General features: G+C 65.2%; 20 protein-coding genes. 4 read left to right on the top strand and 16 right to left on the bottom strand.

What is annotated here, in order from left to right; all coding sequences use genetic code 11:
* Window positions 1-161 precede the first annotated feature (161 nt).
* Window positions 162-647, top strand: a complete 486-nt coding sequence (locus FJW05_RS23495; RefSeq protein ID WP_140636079.1) for an antitoxin Xre/MbcA/ParS toxin-binding domain-containing protein — start codon at window positions 162-164, stop codon at window positions 645-647.
* A complete protein-coding gene (locus FJW05_RS23490) occupies window positions 644-1150 on the top strand; it encodes an RES domain-containing protein (RefSeq protein ID WP_140636077.1) in 507 nt (168 codons plus the stop codon). Before FJW05_RS23495 ends, FJW05_RS23490 begins: the two co-directional genes overlap by 4 nt.
* A gap of 34 nt (window positions 1151-1184) precedes the next feature.
* Here the strand turns inward: FJW05_RS23490 and FJW05_RS23485 are convergent, their stop codons facing one another.
* Window positions 1185-1592 (bottom strand): 4-oxalocrotonate tautomerase family protein, encoded by a 408-nt coding sequence (locus FJW05_RS23485; protein WP_140636075.1) that lies wholly within the window; start codon window positions 1590-1592, stop codon window positions 1185-1187.
* A gap of 111 nt (window positions 1593-1703) precedes the next feature.
* Between FJW05_RS23485 and FJW05_RS23480 the strand changes: the two genes are divergently transcribed.
* Window positions 1704-2558 (top strand): LysR substrate-binding domain-containing protein, encoded by an 855-nt coding sequence (locus tag FJW05_RS23480; protein WP_140636074.1) that lies wholly within the window; start codon window positions 1704-1706, stop codon window positions 2556-2558.
* A gap of 145 nt (window positions 2559-2703) precedes the next feature.
* On the opposite strand, the gene FJW05_RS23475 is transcribed toward FJW05_RS23480, so the two are convergent.
* The 3 genes from FJW05_RS23475 to FJW05_RS23465 form a co-directional block, all read right to left on the bottom strand.
* A complete protein-coding gene (locus FJW05_RS23475; RefSeq protein ID WP_246673612.1) occupies window positions 2704-3621 on the bottom strand; it encodes a DMT family transporter in 918 nt (305 codons plus the stop codon).
* A gap of 40 nt (window positions 3622-3661) precedes the next feature.
* On the bottom strand, window positions 3662-4555 hold the full coding sequence (locus tag FJW05_RS23470; protein ID WP_140636072.1) for a DMT family transporter: 894 nt from the start codon (window positions 4553-4555) through the stop codon (window positions 3662-3664).
* 141 nt (window positions 4556-4696) lie between these two features.
* Window positions 4697-6193, bottom strand: a complete 1497-nt coding sequence (locus FJW05_RS23465; protein WP_140636070.1) for a peptidase S10 — start codon at window positions 6191-6193, stop codon at window positions 4697-4699.
* A 321-nt stretch (window positions 6194-6514) separates the two neighbouring features.
* On the opposite strand from FJW05_RS23465, the gene FJW05_RS23460 reads away from it, so the two are divergent.
* Window positions 6515-7018, top strand: coding sequence for an OsmC family protein (locus tag FJW05_RS23460; protein WP_140636068.1), 504 nt, complete (start codon window positions 6515-6517; stop codon window positions 7016-7018).
* 164 nt (window positions 7019-7182) lie between these two features.
* Here FJW05_RS23460 and FJW05_RS23455 read toward each other — a convergent pair whose 3' ends face one another.
* The 12 genes from FJW05_RS23455 to rpsF all read right to left on the bottom strand — a co-directional run bounded on the left by FJW05_RS23455 (window position 7183) and on the right by rpsF (window position 18838).
* A complete protein-coding gene (locus FJW05_RS23455; RefSeq protein ID WP_027165524.1) occupies window positions 7183-7407 on the bottom strand; it encodes a hypothetical protein in 225 nt (74 codons plus the stop codon).
* Between the two features lie 145 nt (window positions 7408-7552).
* A complete protein-coding gene (locus tag FJW05_RS23450; protein WP_140636066.1) occupies window positions 7553-8296 on the bottom strand; it encodes an SDR family NAD(P)-dependent oxidoreductase in 744 nt (247 codons plus the stop codon).
* A gap of 59 nt (window positions 8297-8355) precedes the next feature.
* On the bottom strand, window positions 8356-9837 hold the full coding sequence (gene purF, locus FJW05_RS23445) for an amidophosphoribosyltransferase (RefSeq protein WP_095766993.1): 1482 nt from the start codon (window positions 9835-9837) through the stop codon (window positions 8356-8358).
* A gap of 101 nt (window positions 9838-9938) precedes the next feature.
* Entirely contained in the window at window positions 9939-10616 is a 678-nt protein-coding gene (locus FJW05_RS23440) for a CvpA family protein (RefSeq protein ID WP_140636064.1), read from the bottom strand.
* A 42-nt stretch (window positions 10617-10658) separates the two neighbouring features.
* Entirely contained in the window at window positions 10659-12062 is a 1404-nt protein-coding gene (gene radA / locus FJW05_RS23435) for a DNA repair protein RadA (RefSeq protein ID WP_095766995.1), read from the bottom strand.
* Window positions 12063-12282: 220 nt separating this feature from the next.
* Entirely contained in the window at window positions 12283-13773 is a 1491-nt protein-coding gene (locus FJW05_RS23425; protein WP_095766996.1) for a replicative DNA helicase, read from the bottom strand.
* Window positions 13774-14419: 646 nt separating this feature from the next.
* Window positions 14420-15385: a small ribosomal subunit Rsm22 family protein gene (locus FJW05_RS23420; protein ID WP_140636062.1), complete on the bottom strand. Its 966-nt coding sequence runs from the start codon at window positions 15383-15385 to the stop codon at window positions 14420-14422.
* A gap of 1 nt (window position 15386) precedes the next feature.
* Window positions 15387-15710, bottom strand: a complete 324-nt coding sequence (locus FJW05_RS23415) for a YnfA family protein (RefSeq protein ID WP_140636060.1) — start codon at window positions 15708-15710, stop codon at window positions 15387-15389.
* Window positions 15711-15778: 68 nt separating this feature from the next.
* Window positions 15779-17065 (bottom strand): cyclopropane-fatty-acyl-phospholipid synthase family protein, encoded by a 1287-nt coding sequence (locus tag FJW05_RS23410; protein ID WP_140636058.1) that lies wholly within the window; start codon window positions 17063-17065, stop codon window positions 15779-15781.
* Between the two features lie 245 nt (window positions 17066-17310).
* Window positions 17311-17895 carry a 50S ribosomal protein L9 gene (gene rplI, locus FJW05_RS23405; RefSeq protein ID WP_095767000.1) on the bottom strand — a complete coding sequence of 195 codons (585 nt, stop codon included), beginning with the start codon at window positions 17893-17895 and terminating at the stop codon, window positions 17311-17313.
* 218 nt (window positions 17896-18113) lie between these two features.
* The gene (gene rpsR, locus FJW05_RS23400) at window positions 18114-18362 is read right to left on the bottom strand and encodes a 30S ribosomal protein S18 (RefSeq protein WP_006203718.1); all 249 of its coding nucleotides are present in this window, start codon (window positions 18360-18362) and stop codon (window positions 18114-18116) included.
* Complete coding sequence (rpsF, locus tag FJW05_RS23395; protein ID WP_140636056.1) at window positions 18362-18838, bottom strand: 30S ribosomal protein S6; 477 nt, start codon at window positions 18836-18838, stop codon at window positions 18362-18364. Before rpsF ends, rpsR begins: the two co-directional genes overlap by 1 nt.
* Window positions 18839-18872 lie beyond the last annotated feature (34 nt).

The following is an 18872-nucleotide window of genomic DNA, read 5'->3' as shown; positions in this document are numbered from 1 at the left end:
TCCCAGTCTCCTCCAGGACGCGGCTCTTGGCGACCGCTTCGGTGGCAGAGGGTAGCGGAAGTGCGGGCAAGGTCAATGCGGACTGAAGCAGTGCCTCGATCTCCACTTGAAAAACTCTGACACATGTCGTAAATAAACCGACACGTGACGGAGAGGCAAAGATGGCCAGTTTCCCGACGGGGTTTGCCGAAGCACCACACATGGAGCCGGAGTTCGAACGGCTGATCGACCTGTTCGGCGGGCCGAAGGTTCTTGGATCCTCGGTATCCAGCCCGCTCGAGGCGCATGAAATGATCCTGCATGGAATTCCAAGCCAGGCTCTGGAAAGCCTCGTCAGGCAATTGACCGTCATCGAAGCAGATGCCTTCGAGGCGGCATTCGGCATGAGCGAGCGGACATATCAGCGGCACAAATCTGATCACTCCCGGACGCTCAATCGGGAGCAGGGTTCAAGGACCTGGAATTTCGCCAGGGTTCTCACCAAGGCCACGTCTGTTTTCGGCAACCAGGAAGCGGCCGAGAAATGGATGATTGAGCCTGCCATGGGCTTGGACAACCGGCGACCCATCGATCTCTTGGCCACGGCGGCGGGTACCATGCTTGTACAGGAATTCCTCGAACGGCTCGACTACGGTGTCTACGCGTGACGCCTCTGCCGGGTTCTCTCGGAACGGGCGATGTCCTCGGCTGGAGACTTGATCACAAACGCTTCCAGGCAAGCTGGGACAGCGGTGAGGGAGCCTTCAAGCTCGGGGGAAGGTGGAACAGCAAAGGCGTCAGGGCTGTCTATGCATCCATTGACCCCTCGACCGCCATTCTCGAGGTGGCCGTACACAAAGGATTTCGGACGCTTGATACAGTCCGCCACGTGCTGACGGCATTCGAGATCTCCGATCCTTCGAAAATTCATGTGGTGGAAATCGGCGATATTCCAAACGCAAACTGGCTTCGGCCAGGCATTCCAAGCGCAGGGCAGCAACAGTTTGGCGACGGTCTCTTGGCGGAGCACCCCTTATTTCTGATTCCGAGCGCCGTGTCCCAGCATAGCTGGAACCTGGTGTTCGATCCCGGCCGCGCGAGCGGCCTCTACAAGCCGCGCCTGCAGGAGGATTTTGCGCTGGATACCAGGCTTCATCCTCCCACGAGATAGCGTACCGTCCAGAGAGGCGGCGGAGCGAAACACCCTACGCCGCCTTCAATCTCCCGCTGATGAAGCGGAACTCCTGACTCTTGCCGCCATAGCCATAGGCCGCCGCCGGCACCTCATGCATGAAGGCGTAGCTTTCCTCATGCACGCCGCCCAGAAGCCGGCCGAAAGCCTCGAAGATCGCCTTGAGGTAGGCTTCGAGCTCGAGCTTGGTGTTGGTGCCGTCGACCACCTTGATATCCAGCCAGAACGTGCTGGTCCCATGCCCGGCCAGCGACTTGCCGCCGGCGAACCAGTGCTGCGGCTCGATGTAGTTGACGGCGACCGCAGTGATCGTCGGATCCTTGTGCAACAGCTTCGCGGTGGTGTCGGTGGCCTCCTTGGCGATTGCCGCGGACAGCTTGGCGTCGGGCTTGCCGGTGACGCTGATATTGATGATCGGCATTTTTCTCTCCTTTGGCTTCGCGCGTCGCGCTCTCGATGGGAGAGATATGGGCTCATCCCTACATCAATAAAATCGAATTGTTTTTGATAAATCATTCGATATCATCGAAGTATGGAAACGCTCGATCCGGATCTTCTGAAGACCTTTCTCGCCTTTGTCGATGGCGGCTCGCTCGCCAGGGCCGCATCTACCGTCGGCCGCACGCCGTCGGCGGTGACCGCGCAGATGCAGCGGCTGGAAGAGATCGTCGGCGAGCAATTGCTCACCCCGCAGGGCAGGGGACGCGGGTTGACCCCGGCCGGCGAGGACCTTGTCGGCCATGCACGGCGCATTCTTGCCGTCCACACCGAGGCGTGGCTGGCGCTGAAAGGCGCGCGCGCCGGCGGCCGCATCGCCATCGGCACGACGCAGGATTTCGCCGATCAGGGTCTGCCGGACCTGCTCCGGGCCTTCGCCGCCAGCCATCCGCGCGTCAGGGTCGAGCTCCGCGTCGGTCGCTCCCTGGAGCTTGGGTCAGCGCTGCAGGCGGGCCAGCTCGACCTCGCGATCGCCATGCGCCATGCCCCGTCGCCGGATGAAGCGGCTGTGATCAGCGAGCCGATGCTGTGGCTCTGCTCGGAAAAAGGCCTGGCGGCGCGGCAGGAGGTGGTGCCGCTGGCCCTGCTCGATCCCTATTGCGGCTTCAGGGAGGCGGCGCTCAACGCGCTCGACGCCGCCGGCCGCCGCTATCGCATCGCCGCCGGCAGCGCCAGCCTTGCCGGCCTGCGCGCCGCGGTCAATGCCGGCATCGCGCTGACGCCGCGCACCCGGCGCTTCGCCCATTCCGGAATCGTCGAGGCATCTGCCGATTTCGACCTCCCGCCGCTGCCGATGGCCGATTTCGCCATCCGGCTCGGCCGCGAAGCCGCGCGTCCCGCGCGGGACCTGGCGGAGCTGCTTGCTGGCGGGTTGGCCCTTCCGTCCTGAGGCCGGTCGCCAAAAGAAAAAGCCGACCTTTTTGAGGGTCGGCTTCTAGTCGGACGGGTCGAGGGGTTTGGGGGGACTTGGGGGGTGACCCGTCGATCCAATAATGCTCCACGCGAATGATGGTTCCGTGACCGGCGAAATATTTTTACGAGGCCGCCGATTTCGCCCTCAGCCAGTCGCGTCCGGCATGCGCAAAGACCGCGCAAAGCACGATGGCGCCGCCGATGACGCTGGCCACCGGTGGGATCTCGCCGAGGAACAGCAGCGCAAACAGGATGGCGAACGGCACCTCGGCGGAACCGAGCAGTCCGGCTTCCGCCGACGGGATCAGCCGCGAGCCTTCCGTCCACAGGATCGAGGCGAGCGCGAAGGAGCAGCCGAATGTGGCAAGCAGCACCACGTCGCGGGCGGACACGGCCAGCGGATCGGTGACGAACCAGCCGAGCACGAAAAGCAGGAAGGCCGAGACAGCGCCCGCCCAGACGACCGGCGAGTCGCGAAAAGCGCGCACCATGATCATGTAGAGCGCGCTGCCGGCGGTCATCAGCAGCGCCAGGGCGTCGCCGAACAGGTGCCCGTTGCCGAGGCCGGCGCCCACCATGATGGCGACGCCGCAAAGCGATACGGCCGCCGCAACCATTGTCTGCAGCCGGAATTTTTCCCGCACCAGAAGGAAGGCGAGCAGTGCCGCGATGAAGGGCGAAGTGGCGTAGATGACCGCGACATTGGCGACATAGGTGAATTTGAAGGCCGAGATGAAGGCGATGCTGGCGGCGGCGCCCTCAATCGCAAGCAGCCAGCCGCGCCAGCCGAGTTTCAGGCTTTCGCGCCCGCCCGAGCGGCGCCGGCGCCACAGCACGTAGAAGCTGATCAGGATCGAGCCGAAAAAACCGCGCCAGCAGGTGATGGTAAGCGGATCGGCATGGATCGACTTGGTCAACACGCCGGTGAGCGCGAAGGCGATGGCCGATGCCGACACCAGGATGATGCCGAGCGTGCGCTCGGCCGCCACGTCGGCCGCGGCAGGCGCAAGCTTTTCCGGCATGTCGAGCGTGTCCGTCATGATGCCAGCCTACCCAGTTCTTGCTGACAGCCTTCTGTCATCAGGCCTGCTCCCGTTTGCGGAAATGCTCGTTGCCGACGATGAGCAGGCCGGCGCCGACGATCAGCGCCGCGCCCATGAAAACTTCCATGCGCGGCAGGTCGCCCCAGATGGCGTAGCCCAGCGCGAAGGCCCAGACCAGCGAGGTGTATTCGAACGGTGCCACGATCGACACCGGCGCGCGTTTCATGCCCTCGAACAGCATGTATTGCGCCACGCCGCCGAGCGCGCCGACGCTGACGAGCAAGAGGAACTGCGTTCCGTCGGGCATATGCCACCAGATCAGGGCCGGGACGGCCGAAAAGAGCATGAAATAGAAATTGTTGAGCACGAGTTGGATCGTTGTGCGCTCCTGCATGGCGATCTTGCGTAGCAGCACCACGGCGATCCCCCAAAGGACGGCCGCTGCCAGCACCAGGAGCACCGGCACGGAGAGGCCGAGTCGGGTCGGATCGCAGGCGATGAAGACGCCGGCGAAGCCGATGAACACCGCGATCCAGCGCAGCAGCGGCACCGTCTCGCCCAGGATCAGCACGGACAGCACAGTAACGATGATCGGCGCGGCGTAATAGATGGTGGTGAGCTCTGCAAGCTGCAGCGAGCGCGCGGCGTTGTAGTAGCAAAGCCAGGCGGCGAGCGTGAAGGCGCCGCGCACCAGCATCGGCTTGACGATCGGCGAATCCATCGTATCGGCGAACAGCCGCCTGCCGCCGATCGCGCCGCAGGCGAGGAGCACGGTGATCGAGCGGACGAACATGATCTGCCAGACCGTCATGCCGACGACCAGAAGCTTGATCGAGGCATCCTGCGCCGAAAACAGGAAATAGGCGGCGGCCGTGAACAGGATGCCGGCCAGCACCCTTTCGCGGCTTTCCAGGATGACGACATCGGCCATGTGGGCTCAGCGTGTTCGCGTGAGGCGGTTCCGCCCCAGCCGGGACCGTTGCTCAAGCTATAGGGGCGAAAGCTTGCACGGCGCTGCTCCAGCGCGGCGCTTGCGTTGGCGCAGGTCTTTCGCTTGAACCGGTCGGAACTCCTACTGTGTCGCCTGGTAAAGCTCGGATGCCGCATCCTTCAGCGCGCGTCGGCCATCGGGCCGCAGATACATCATGTGGCCGCCCTCGACGACGTCGAGCCGGATCGGCTTGGCGTCTGATAGCGAAGGAAGCTGGTTCACCAGATAGCGCGAGGCGAGATAGGGCGTGACGAGGTCGGTATAGCCGTTGACGATGACGACGCCGAGCGCCGGGTTGAGCGAGCGCGCCCGCTGCAGGTCGTTCATCACGCCGGCATAGCCCTGGCCCGATGTGCCGTAATCCCAGCTGCGGCTGACCTCGCCATTGAGCAGCCGGTAGCTGACATCGGTGCGGTAGTTGAGCTCGTTTCGCGCATAGGCGACGAAGGCGGATGTCAGCACCGGAACGCTGCGGTCGAGCACGGGATCGGGGCCGGCCTCACGGGCGCTTTGCGGTGCGATGTCGGCGGTGCCGATGGTGGCGTCGTAGGGGCTGAGCACCTTGCCGGTGGCGCGCTGGAATTCCTTGGCGAAAAGCCCGATGGGGATGCGGGCGAAATTGCGCTGGACGAGCTCCAGCGGCAGGCCGGTGATCTCCGAGACGCGCCCGCTGGCGAGCTTGCCGCCTTGCTCCAGCCCGCTGTTCAGCGCCGTCAGGTAATCGCCGAGCGCGTAATGCTCGACCTCGGCCAGCCTGTCGCGCAACGCGTCGCCGCTCACGCCGTCGCCCTTCAGCCGCGTTGCCGCCAGCGAAGGCAGCTCCAGCGCCCAGTGCAGCTGGTCGAACTGGTCGGGCCGCACCAGCATGAATTCCAGCGCCGGCGAGATCAGCACGATGCCGCTGGGGCTGAGGCCGACATCCTCCTGCAGCGTGCGGGCAAGCAGCGCGGCGCGAAAGCCGCCATAGCTCTCGCCGGCGAGGAACAGCGGCGATCCGGTGCGGCCGTTCTGCGCCAGATAAAGGCGGATGAAGGCGCCGACCGAGCTGGCGTCGGCATCGACGCTCCAGAATTCCTTCGGCTCGTGCCCAGGCGCCTCGCGGCTGTAACCGGTGCCGACCGGATCGACGAAGACGAGATCGCTCATGTCGAGCCAGCTGTCGGGGTTGTCAATGAGCTTTTGCGGCGGCCGCAGGAACTCGCCGTCGGCGGCGGTCTCGACGATGCGCGGCCCGATCGCGCCGATATGCAGGTAAGCCGATGCAGCACCGGGCCCGCCATTGAAGACGAAGGTGATCGGCCGCTCTTTCGCAGGGGCGGGCGATTGCTGCGAGTAGGCGACATAGAAGATCTCGGCCGTCACCTCGCCCTTGCCGGATAGGAGAGACAGCGTGCCGGCCTTGGCCTGGTAATCCAGCTTGCGCCCGCCGAGCGTGATCGAATGCTCTGTCACCTGCGGTGGCGGCAACAGCGACAGCACGCCGCCGGTCGGGGCTGGACGCTCGGGTGCTTCGGCGAAGGTGGGCTGAGCGAAGGCGGCGAGCGCCAGCAGGACGAGGGAGACGAGCTTGGATCGCATGTGGGCTCCGGAAATGGTCTCGGAATAGGTATGGCCTGGGAGTGTGAAGTCAAAACAACAATCGCAAACGTTGCGATCCTTCGCGCCCCCCTCTGCCCTGCCGGGCATCTCCCCCTCAAGGGGGGAGATCAGATGTCGCGTCGGCCTTCGTCATTCTCCCACGCTCGCTAATCTCCCACGCGCTGCAGAAAGGGCGCCGCCGGAGAAGCTGCCAATCTCTCCCCAAGAGGGGGAGATGTCCGGCAGGATAGAGGGGGGGCGCTGTCCCGCCGGCATATCAGTGCTATCAAGGCATCAAAGACCGATTGGAAGGACAACACAATGGACGCAACCGCGCTCAAGGCCATGCAGGCCCCGTTGAAGGACGCCTATCGCGAGGACGCCGCGCGAGCGCTGATCACGCTCAAGGCGCGCGGCACGCTCGACGACCAGTCGATCGCCTGCAAGGTGGAGACGGGCAGAGCGCTTGCTGTCGCCGGGCTTCATCCGGCCACCGGCGGCTCGGGCCTCGAGCTGTGCTCGGGAGACATGCTGCTGGAGGCGCTGGTCGCCTGCGCCGGCGTGACGCTGAAAGCGGTGGCGACCGCCTTGGAGTTCAAGCTCGGCAACGCTACGGTCGAGGCCGAGGGCGACCTCGATTTTCGCGGCACGCTCGGCGTCGCCCGCGACGCGCCGGTCGGCTTCCGCGAGATAAGGCTGAAATTCGATCTCGACACCGACGAGCCGCAGGAGCGCATCGATTCGCTCATAAAACTCACCGAGCGCTACTGCGTGGTGTTCCAGACGATCAACAACAAGCCGGCGTTGAGCGTGAGCGCAAGCTGATCTCCCCCCTTGAGGGGGAGATGTCGCCGAAGGCGACAGAGGGGGTCGTCTCAGGTAGAGCGCCGGCGTTGTCCGTCGTCAGAAAGAGGTCGGCGCTCCATGCGAGGAGCCCCCTCTGACCGCTTCGCGGCCATCTCCCCCTCGAGTGGGGAGATAAGTCGGCGCTACTGCGCCGAGGGCGTTTCCGCGTCCCCTTCATCGGTAAAGGGCGAGGCGCTCGGCACGCATTGCACGGCCCAGCCCTGGGGGGTCGGCTGCTTCTGATATTCGGTGACGGCGTTGGTGCATTGTTCGCGGGTGTCGAAGGTGCTGGGCAGCACCACCATGCCGCCCTGCGGGCCGGCGATCACCAGATACCAGACCAACGCTACGCTGGGAGTAGCAGCCATGGGAATTCCTCGCTTTGAAATGTCGGAGTCGGGCCGATCCTAGCAACTCCGATGAAGCAACGAAAGCAGCGAGGCGGCACACGGTTTCACCGCTCCGTTCACAGACCCGTGAATAGAGGGGCGCCACGCGTCAGGCACCCAGGTCTTATTCCGGCTGCCGGTAGGCGACGAAGCGGTTGTGCTTGGCCTGGAAGATCAGGCCGGTTTCCTTCAGTTCCGGGCTTGCCAGGGGCACGATGCACCTGGCGATCTCGGACGGATGCGGCAGCGTCTCCGGGTCTTCGCCGGGCATGGCCTGGGCGCGCATTGCGGTGCGGGTCGCGCCCGGATCGGCAGCGTTCACCCTCAGCGGCAGGCTCTCGGTTTCATGCGCCCAGGACCGCATCATCGTTTCGACCGCCGCTTTCGAGGCCGCATAGGGCGCCCAGAAGGCGCGCGCCGAATGCGCGGCGTTGGAGGTGAGAATGATGGCGCGGCCGGCGTCGGAGAGCCTGAGCAGCGGATCGACCGAGCGGATCAGCCGCCAGGTCGCCGTCACGTTGATGGTCATCACCTTCTCGAAGGTCTTGGCCTCGACATGGCCGATCGGCGAGATGACGCCGAGCACGCCGGCATTGGCGACCAGGACATCGAGCTTGCCCCAGCGCTCGTGGATCGCGCCACCCAGCCGGTCGATGCCGGCCATGTCGGCAAGATCGAGCGGCACCAGCGTCGCCTGGCCGCGGCCGTCGGCCTTTATCTGGTCGTCCAGCTCTTCCAGCCCGCCGACCGTGCGCGCCACCGCGATCACATGCGCGCCTGCTGCCGCCAGCTCACTGGCGATGAAATAGCCGATGCCGCGCGAGGCGCCGGTTACGACCGCCACGCGGCCTGAAAGGTCGAGGGTCATGTGAGAGATTCCATAAGGCGCGAGACGGCTCGGCGATGGCAAATGATAGTCCGGGCGCCCTACGCCCCGCCGCTCGCCAGCAGCGACAGCGTGCGCACATTGTCGTGGCCTTCGAAGTCGAGCAGGCGGGTGGGGTACTGTCCCGTGAAGCAGGCGTCGCAGAATTGCGGCTGGTCGTTGTCGCGGCGCGCCTCGCCGACGGCGCGGTAGAGCCCGTCGATCGACAGGAAGCCGAGCGAATCGACGCGGATGAACTCCGCCATCTCCTCGACCGACATGCGCGACGCAAGCAGCTTCGACTTCTCCGGCGTGTCGACGCCGTAGAAGCAGGACGCGCTGGTCGGCGGCGAGGCGATGCGCATATGCACTTCCCTGGCGCCGGCGTCGCGCACCATCTGCACGATCTTCTGGCTGGTGGTGCCGCGAACGATCGAATCGTCGACCAGCACCACGCGCTTGCCCTCGATCATGCGGCGGTTGGCGTTGTGCTTGAGCTTCACGCCCATGTGGCGAATGGAATCGCCTGGCTGGATGAAGGTGCGGCCGACATAATGGTTGCGGATGATGCCGAGCTCGAAGGGAATGCCGGCGGCCTGGGAGAAGCCGATCGCGGCCGGCGTCCCGGAATCCGGCACCGGCACGACGATGTCGGCCTCGACCGGGCTTTCCTGCGCGAGCTCGGCTCCGATGCGCTTCCTCACATCATAGACATTGCGGCCTTCGACCGAGGAATCCGGCCGCGCGAAATAGACATATTCGAAGATGCAGAAGCGCGTCTTCTGCGGCTCGAACGGGAAGATGCTCTCGATGCCCTTCGCGGTGACCACAACCATCTCGCCGGGCTTGATGTCGCGCACGAAGCGGGCGCCGATGATGTCGAGCGCGCAGGTTTCGGAAGCGAGGATCCAGGCGCCGTCGAGGTCGCCAAGCACCAGCGGGCGGATGCCGAGCGGATCGCGGCAGCCGATCATCTTCTTGGCGGTCATCGCCACCAGCGAGAAGGCGCCTTCGACCTGGCGGATCGCATCGATGAAACGCGAATTCAAATCGCGCTCCTTGCTGGTTGCGACCAGATGCAGCAGCGTCTCGGTGTCGGAGGTCGAGGAGAAGATCGAGCCCTGCTTCTGCAGCGCGCGCTGCACGGTGAGCGCGTTGGTGAGATTGCCGTTGTGAGCCACGGCAAGACCGCCTTCCGCGAGCTCGGCGAAGAAAGGCTGGATGTTGCGCAGCCCGGCGCCGCCGGTGGTGGCGTAGCGCGTGTGGCCGATGGCGCGGTTGCCTTGCAGGCTGTCGATGACGCGCTGTTTGGTGAAGGTATCGCCGATCAGGCCGACATGGCGTTCGACATGGAACTGGGTGCCATCATAGGAGACGATGCCGGCCGCTTCCTGGCCGCGATGCTGCAGGGCATGAAGGCCGAGTGTGACGATGGCCGCCGCGTCCTGCCGGCCGAAGATGCCGAACACGCCGCATTCGTCATGAAAATGATCATCGGCCTCGGCGGAAAGGACCTTGCCTTCATCTGCCGTTGAGTCTGCCATCTGGTGCTCAAGCTCCGCTAAAGCCGCCATATAAGGCGATCGCTCGCGGAACGCAACGCACGCTTTCTTGCATTCACAACCGGCACCAGGCCGGCTCGCGATCAGTTTGCCGGCGCTGGAGCCGGGGCGGGCGCTGGCGTGGCCGGCGCCGGCTCGTTGTCGGCGGGCGCCTCGCCCTCGCTATCGTCTGGCGCCGGCGCGTTGTCGTCGCCTGCCGGCGGCTCGGCCGCGGGCTGGTCGGTCGTGGCCGGTGCGCCGGCCTGCGGCGTGCCCTTATGCGTGTATTTGTTGACCAGTTCCTCGGTGTTTTCCGGCAGCACGCTTTCGAGCTTGGCGCCGATCGTCTCCAGCAACGGCCGCGACTTGGCGTTGGCGATCCAGGCAGGCGCCTTGGCGCCGGCCAGCCAGTTGAAGAACAGCAGCGCCACCGCGACCACCAGGATGCCGCGCGCCGCGCCATAGAGGAAGCCGAGCGTGCGGTCGAGCGCGCCGATGCGCGAATCGATGATCCAGTCGGCGAGCTTCATGGTGATGACGGAGACGACGATCAGCGCGATGAGGAAGACGATGCCCGCCGAAGCCGCCATCGCGATCTTGTCGTTGTCGACATAGGGCTGAACATAGGGCAGGACCGGCTTGTAGAAGAAGAAAGCCGCCGCCGCCGCCGCTGCCCAGGAAACCACCGAGAGCACTTCGCGGGAGAAGCCGCGCACCATGGCGAGCATTGCTGAGACCAGGGTGAAGCCGACGAGGATTCCGTCAAGCAGCGTAATCGGCATGGTTCTCGCCCCACTTCCTGTCTTACGGCCCGACGAGCCGCATCACTCCCCGTCGTCGGCACGACCGCGCCGTGAGCCGGCTATGCGCGCCACAAGGTCGGCAAGCTCGGTGGGCTGGAAAGCGCCGGCCCCGATCCCCCCGGCAAGTTCCTCGCTGCCGAGCGGCAGCACCGCGCTTCCAAAACCCAGCTTTTCGGCTTCCTTGAGGCGCTGCTGCGCATGCGCAACCGGCCTCACGGCGCCCGATAGGCTGATTTCGCCGAAATAGACGCAATCGGCGGGAAGGGCAAGACCGGTGAGCGACGAAACCAGCGCCGCGGCGACCGCCAGATCGGCCGCCGGCTCCGAGATCCGGTAGCCGCCGGCGACGTTGAGATAGACGTCGTGCTGGCCGAAGCGCACGCCGCAATGCGCCTCAAGCACGGCGAGCACCATCGACAGCCGCGCGCCGTCCCAGCCGACAACGGCGCGGCGCGGCGTGCCGAGCGAGGAAGGCGCGACAAGCGCCTGGATCTCGACCAGCACCGGCCTCGTGCCTTCCATGCCGGCGAAAACCGCGGCGCCCGGGGACTTTGCGTGGCGCTCGCCGAGGAAAAGCTCGGATGGATTGGAAACCTCGCGCAGCCCCTTGTCCGACATTTCGAACACGCCGATCTCGTCGGTCGGCCCAAAGCGGTTCTTCACCGTGCGCAGGATGCGGAAGTGGTGATTGCCTTCGCCCTCGAAGTAGAGCACGCCGTCGACCATGTGCTCGACGACGCGAGGGCCGGCGATCTGGCCTTCCTTGGTGACATGGCCGACGAGCACGATCGCCGCGCCTGTGGATTTCGCGTAGCGGATCATCGCCTGGGCGGCCGCGCGCACCTGGGTGACGGTGCCCGGCGCCGAATCGGCAAGATCGGTCCACAGCGTCTGGATGGAATCGAGGATGACGAGGTCCGGCCGCTTGCCGTCGGCGATGGTCGCCAGGATGTCCTCGACATTGGTTTCGGCCGCAAGCTCGACCGGCGTCGAGGCGACGCCGAGGCGTTGTGCCCGCAGCCGGATCTGCGCCACCGCTTCCTCGCCCGAGACATAGACGATGCGGTGGCCTTTCGAGGCGAGCGCGGCGGCTGCCTGCGTCAAGAGCGTCGACTTGCCGATGCCGGGATCGCCGCCGACCAGAAGTGCCGAGCCGCGCACGAAGCCGCCGCCGGTGGCGCGGTCGAGCTCGCCGATGCCCGAAACGATGCGCGGCGCGTCCTCGATGTCGCCCGACAGGCTGGTCAGCACCACGGCACGCCCTTTGCGGGCGTTGCGCGTGTTGGCCGGCCCCGAGCCGATGCCACCGGACGTGCCTTCCTCGACCAGCGTGTTCCACTCGCCGCAGGCATCGCATTTGCCGGCCCAGCGCTGATGCACCGAGCCGCAATTCTGGCAGATGAACTGAACGCGCGATTTGGCCATCAGGGATGGCCCAACATTGGATAGGCCGGCGGGACAGCGCCCCCCTCTGTCCTGCCGGACATCTCCCCCTCTAGGGGGGAGATCGGCAGTTTTGCCGACGGCGCCCACCTTGCAACGTCGGCGATTGGCGAAAGCCGATGCGACATCCAATCTCCCCCCTTGAGGGGGAGATGTCCGGCAGGACAGAGAGGGGGGTGACGGAGTGAGACCTGTCTCAAGCTCACTCAAACCTCTCCGGCAGATGATGCTCTTCCGCCAGATCCGAGAACCGCGTGAATTCACCGTGGAAGGCGAGGCTGACGGTGCCGGTCGGTCCGTGGCGCTGCTTGGCGATGATGCACTCGGCCTTGCCGCGCGCCTCGTTCATCTCGTTTTCCCACTTGATGTATTCCTCGGTGCCGAGCTTCGGCTCGCGGTTCTTGAGGTAATATTCCTCGCGATAGACGAACAGCACCACGTCGGCGTCCTGCTCGATGGAGCCGGATTCGCGCAGGTCCGAGAGCTGTGGGCGCTTGTCGTCGCGGCTTTCGACCTGACGCGACAGCTGCGACAGCGCGATGATCGGCACGCCGAGCTCCTTGGCCAGAGCCTTCAGGCCCGTGGTGATCTCGGTGATTTCCTGCACGCGGTTCTGCGAGGCGCGCGCGGAGGAGCCCTGCATCAGCTGGATATAGTCGATGACGATGAGATCGAGACCGCGCTGGCGCTTCAGACGCCGCGCGCGGGCGGAAAGCTGCGCGATCGAGATACCGCCGGTCTGGTCGATGAACAGCGGGATCTTCTGCATCGTCTGCGAGCAGGCGACCAGTTTTTCGAAATCCATCTCGGTGATCTCGCCGCGGCGGATCTTCGAGGACGAGATCTCGGTCTGCTCGGAGATGATGCGGGTGGCCAGCTGCTCCGATGACATTTCGAGCGAGAAGAAGCCGACGACGCCGCCATTGGCGGCCTTGAAGCTGCCATCGGCCTGCTGCGCCGGAACGTAAGCCTCGGCAATGTTGAAGGCGATGTTGGTGGCCAACGAGGTCTTGCCCATGCCCGGACGTCCGGCGAGCACGATCAGGTCGGAGGGCTGCAGGCCGCCCATGCGGCGATCGAGGTCGCGCAGTCCGGTGGCGATGCCCGACAGGTGGCCGTCGCGCATATAGGCGGCGTTGGCCATGTCGACAGCGGTCTTGACCGCATCGTTGAAGCTCTCGAAGCCGCCATCATAGCGGCCGGTTTCGGCAAGCTCGAACAGCCGGCGCTCGGCATCCTCGATCTGGTCGGAGGGCGACATGTCGACCGGCGCGTCATAGGCGATGTTGACCATGTCCTCGCCGACGGTGATCAGCGCGCGGCGCGTCGCAAGGTCGTAGATGGCGCGGCCATAGTCGGTGGCGTTGACGACGGTGACGGCCTCGACGGCGAGGCGCACGACATATTGCGCCACCGTCATGTCGCCGACCTTCTCGTCGGCCGGCAGGAAGGTCTTGAGCGTGATCGGCGTCGCGATCTTGCCCATGCGGATGAGCTCGGCCGCGATCTCGAAGATGCGGCGGTGCAGCGGCTCGTAGAAATGCGCCGGCTTCAAGAAATCGGAAACGCGGTAGAAGGCGTCGTTGTTGACGAGGATGGCGCCGAGCAGCGCCTGCTCGGCCTCGATGTTGTTCGGTGCCTCGCGATAGAGCGGCGTCTCCGCCGCGCCGAATTTCAGTGCCGCCTCTGCCATGATATCCCCGGTTTCGATCCCGCTGTCCTCGATATCAGAACGGGAAGATTCGATGCTGACCTTTCTGCAACACCCTCGGTCCAACCAGCTTGACGCCCCAATGTTCACAGGATCGGCAAACCATCCACAGGACAGTATTCCGGGGGCCCGATTCCGGTTGACTCGGCAAGCGGCGATTCTTAGTTGCAAATATGGAACGAAGCAAGAACATTTCGGGCGCCCGATTGTCGTCGAACGCTCGCTCACAACCGACCAGCCGCATCCGCTCGCGCAGAGAATCGCGGACGTCCTCGGCTGATCGCCAAAGTAGCGAGTTGCTTCTTTTGGGCGTTCACCAACCTTCGAGGTTAGCCGAAATGTCGGTCAAGTCGTCATCCACGGGCGGAGCAAGGAGCGAAGCGACGCGCGCAGACCCGAGGATCCATTCCGTGACCTATAAGCGTCGCGGCGATGCAGAACGGCCCTGTTCTGCGCCGCCTTCATTCTTCGCGCGAGGTCACGGAATGGATCCTCGGGTCTACGCGTCCGCTGCGCTCCCGCTCCGCCCGTGGATGACGAAGTTTCGGGCGCTTCGGCTAATCTCCAAAGTCGCTGTTCCACAAAGGCATCGGCCACATCGACGATGCGTCTTCTCCCGATCGCTCGCTCAGCCCAGCGTGTCGCCCCAGTCTGCCCGCCGCGCAGCCTTGAAAACGTCCCCGTCGCGCTTGCTGAACAGGCGCTCGCCGGCGCTGCCGTCCGGTTGGCAGAGTTTCAGCATCACCTTGCCGGAGCCCGCCTTTGGCGGCGCGATCACCCTCGCCGAATGCGCCGGCGCAGGCTGCCGGGAGGCGGCGAGGTAGATGAACTTCTCGTCCTCCCATGGCACCTCGGCCTCCTTGACCAGGCGATGCAGGCGCGAGCGGGCGACGCGGCGCGCGAAATGGCACCAGTCGGGCGGCGTAAGCGGGCAGGGCGCTGCGTGCGGGCAGGGCGCCGAAACATGCGCGCCGGCCGCAATCAGTTGCCGGCGCGCGGCAAGGATGCGCTGCCAGCCGGCGGGCGTGCCGGGCTCGACGATGAGCAATGTGTCGACCGTGAGCCGCCAGAGGCGGTCGATGAGCCTCGGCAGCGATAAAGGCACGATCTCGTCCAGCACATAGGCGGCGCTGACGAGGTCGGCGGGCATGATGCCGTCGAGATCGATGGTGGCGTCGCCGGCGATCCAGTCGGTGCGGGCAGCGATCGCGCCTTCCGCGAGCGCCTGGCCGACCTTGCGCACGGCAGCGCTTGCCTCGACCAGCACCGCCCGTTCCAGCTCAGGCCAGGCGTCAGTCGTGGCCCAAAGCATGGTGCCAGGTCCGGCGCCGACATCGAGCAGGCTCGCCGGCCGGAAGTCGGGGCGGGTCTCGATCAAGGCATCGAGGCTGGCGCGCACGGCGGCATAGGTGGCGGGCAGCCGCGTCGCCAGATAGGCCTTGACGGCCATGTCCTCGCCCATATGCGGGCGGCCGTCGCGCAGCTCGGCGCGGTAGCGCTCCGAGAGCGTCCGCGCCGCCTGTTTCAGCGCCGAAAGCGGCACCTTCTCCAGGAGGCTGTCGACGCCTTGCCGGAGCGGGGCGGGCAGTTCCATTTCAGGCCCCCCTCGGCGCAAGCAGGATGACCGAGGCGCCGACGATGCAGAGCGCGGCGCCGGCCAGATCCCAGCGGTCGGGGCGCACGCCCTCGACCAGCCACAGCCAGCCGAGCGAGGCGGCGATGTAGATGCCGCCATAGGCGGCATAGGCGCGGCCCGCCGCCTCCGTGTCGACCAGCGACAGCAGCAAGGCGAACAGCGCCAGCGAGACGAGGCCGGGGAGAAGCCAGAGCGCCGACTTCTCCAGCCGCCACCACGCCCAGAACGAGAAGCAGCCGGCGATCTCGGCAAGAGCGGCTGCGGTGTAGATGAGGTAGGTCATGAAAAAAGGTCTCGCGAACGAGACCTTTTTCGTGGCGTCAGGCCGCAATGGCAAGCGGCATTGCGCGACTATTCCACCTTCTTGCGGCGGGTCGGCTTGGAGGGCGCCGGCGCCGCCGGCTCCTGGTGGCCGATATCGCGCAGCTCCAGCGCCTTCTCGCATTTGGCCATGTAGTCGCGCGTCATCGGCAGCGTGTCGTTCTTCTTGGCGATCTGGAACTGGAAGATCACCAGGTCCTGCCAGCGGAAGGCGGCCTCGGAAGCGGCGAGATAGAACTCCCACATGCGGCAGAAGCGCTCGTCATAGATCGCTTTCGCCTTGTCGCGGTTGGCGGCGAAGCGCTCGCCCCAATGCTTGAGCGTATCGGCGTAATGCAGCCGCAGGATTTCGATATCGGTGACGACGAGGCCCGACTTCTCGATCGCCGGCATCACCTCCGACATCGCCGGGATGTAGCCGCCCGGGAAAATGTACTTGCGGACGAAGGCACTGGTCGCCCACGGCACGCCGGAACGGCCGATGGTATGGAGCAGCATCACGCCGTCGGGCTTGAGCAGCGTCGCGGCCTTGTCGAAGAAGGTGCGGTAGTGGTTGACGCCGACATGCTCGAACATGCCGACCGAGACGATGCGGTCGAAACGTTCGTTGATGTGGCGATAATCCTTGAGTTCGAAATGCACGCGGTCCTGCAGGCCCTGCGCATGAGCGCGGTCGGTGGCGACGCCATGCTGTTCGGTGGAGAGGGTGACGCCCTGCACGTCGACGTCGAAGACCTTGGCGAGATAGAGGCCCAGCCCGCCCCAGCCGGAGCCGATGTCGAGCACCGTTTGGCCGGCCTTGAGCCTCAGCTTGGCGGCGATGTGTCGCTTCTTGGCAAGCTGCGCCTCGTCGAGCGTCATGTCGGGCTGTTCGAAATAGGCGCAGGAATACTGCATGTCCTCGTCGAGGAAGAGCTTGTAGAGCTCGCCCGAGAGATCGTAGTGGCGTTCGACGTTGCGGCGCGAGCGCGCGGCGGTGTTGATCTGCTGCAGCCGGCGGAAGGCGTGGCGCAGCCCCTCGATCGCCTTCGACCAGGTTACGTCGATGCCGCTCGATCCCATGTTCTGGAACGCGATGCGCATCAGGCCGAGAACGCCGCCCTCGATCACGTCGAGCTCGCCGTCCATATAGGCTTCGGGCACCGCCAGCATCGGATCGAAGGTGATGGCGCGCTCGGCATGCGTGGTCTTGATGTGGATATGCACCGGCTCGCCGCTGCCGTCGCCGAACTTGTGCGTCGCGCCCTTCGGCCCCGTCACCTTGAGGTCGCCGGCGCGCACCAGGCGTTCGAGAACGTGTTTCAACAGGATATTCATGACCAAATGTCCCCTCAGTCGGATCACCCGGTAATCGGACTGGAATGCCAGATCGAAAATGCCACGGCGCCTCGCCCGCGTCCAATCGACGCGCCACGCTGTAATGTGCACAAGATATGGGGTGTCGAAAAGTTCCTTTTGGCACAAAAAAGCCCGGGTCGAAGACCCGGGCGTTGGTCCAGAAATCCTGGACGTCTGCGAACCGAAGCGACGCTTCGGAGGATGTGCCAAATCAGGCCCAGAGATCAGGCGTTCTCTTCGCCGCCTTCGAATTCCGCGTTCGGGTCGAAGAAATTCTCCGGCCGGGCGTTGTCGTTGATGTCCTCGCCATAGATGGCTTCGGCGGTGGTCAGCGTCTCGCCCTTGGCCTGGCGCTCCGCCTCGTCGGCCGAACGGGCGACGTTGAGCGTCACGGTGACCTCGACTTCCGGATGCAGCGCGATCGCCACGTTGGAGAGGCCGATGGTCTTGATCGGCTGGTTGAGCTCGACCTGGTTGCGGTTGACGGTGAAGCCTTCGGCGATCAGCAGATCGGCGATGTCGCGGGTCGACACCGAGCCGTAGAGCTGACCGGTCTCGCCGGCCGAGCGCACCACGATGAAGCTCTTGCCGTCGAGCTTCTCGGCGACCTGCGCGGCCTCCGACTTACGCTCCAGGTTGCGGGCTTCGAGCTGGGCGCGCTGGCCCTCGAACTTCTTCTTGTTGGCTTCGTTGGCGCGCAGCGCCTTGCCCTGCGGCAGCAGGAAATTGCGGGCGAACCCGTCCTTGACCTTGACGGTCTCGCCCATCTGGCCGAGGCGGGAAATGCGCTCGAGGAGAATGACTTCCATGGTTTCGTTCCTTCGGTTGGCGCCGGCCGGAAGGCTGGCGCAATGATCTGGAACAGGTCAGGAAGCTCTTTGCGGCGCTCGCCGCTCTTGTCGCTGTCCTGCCTGTCCTGGCAGTTAGAGGCCATCCGGCCCCAACTCGGGATTTGACTTGAACCGCGCGGCGCCCGTCGCCGTGGGGTGGATGCGGGCGGCAAGCGCCCGCATCGAACTTTCAGGCCTCAGCGAACCACGTAGGGCAGCAGGCCGAGGAAGCGGGCGCGCTTGATCGCCTTGGCGAGCTCGCGCTGCTTCTTCTGGCTGACGGCGGTGATGCGCGAGGGCACGATCTTGCCGCGTTCGGAAATGTAGCGCTGCAGGAGACGCACGTCCTTGTAGTCGATCTTGGGCGCGTTGGCGCCGGAGAACGGGCAGGTCTTGCGGCGGCGATGGAACGGACGCCGGGTCGGGATCTGGTTGATGTCGACCATTATTCTGCACCTCCTTCAACGCCTTCGCGCGGACGGCGCGGGCCACGGTCGCCGCCTTCGCGGTCGCCGAACGAACGCGGGCCGCGGTCGCGGTCGCCGAACGAACGCGGGCCACGGTCGCGGTCGCCGAAGCCGCCGCGCTCGGAGCGCTCTTCGCGCTTCTGCATCATCGCCGATGCGCCTTCCTCATGCGCTTCCACCTTGATGGTGAGGAAGCGAAGGACGTCTTCCGACAGGCCCATCTGGCGCTCCATTTCGTTGAGCGCGGCCGGCGGGCAGGTGATGTCCATCAGCGTGTAGTAAGCCTTCCGGTTTTTCTTGACCCGGTAGGTGAGGGACTTCAGTCCCCAGTTCTCGATCCGGCCGACCGATCCGCCATTCGCCGTGATGACGCCCTTGTACTGTTCGACAAGCGCATCAACCTGCTGCTGCGACAGGTCCTGCCGGGCAAGAAACACATGTTCGTAAAGAGCCATTATGTTTAAGTGCCTTTCTTCGTTTCTCTCACCG

This window comes from Mesorhizobium sp. B2-9-1, from assembly GCF_006439455.1.
In the GTDB taxonomy this organism is placed as follows: Bacteria; Pseudomonadota; Alphaproteobacteria; order Rhizobiales; family Rhizobiaceae; genus Mesorhizobium.
The sequence above is the reverse complement of the archived record's forward strand: the minus strand, read 5'-3'. Positions and strand labels throughout refer to the sequence as shown.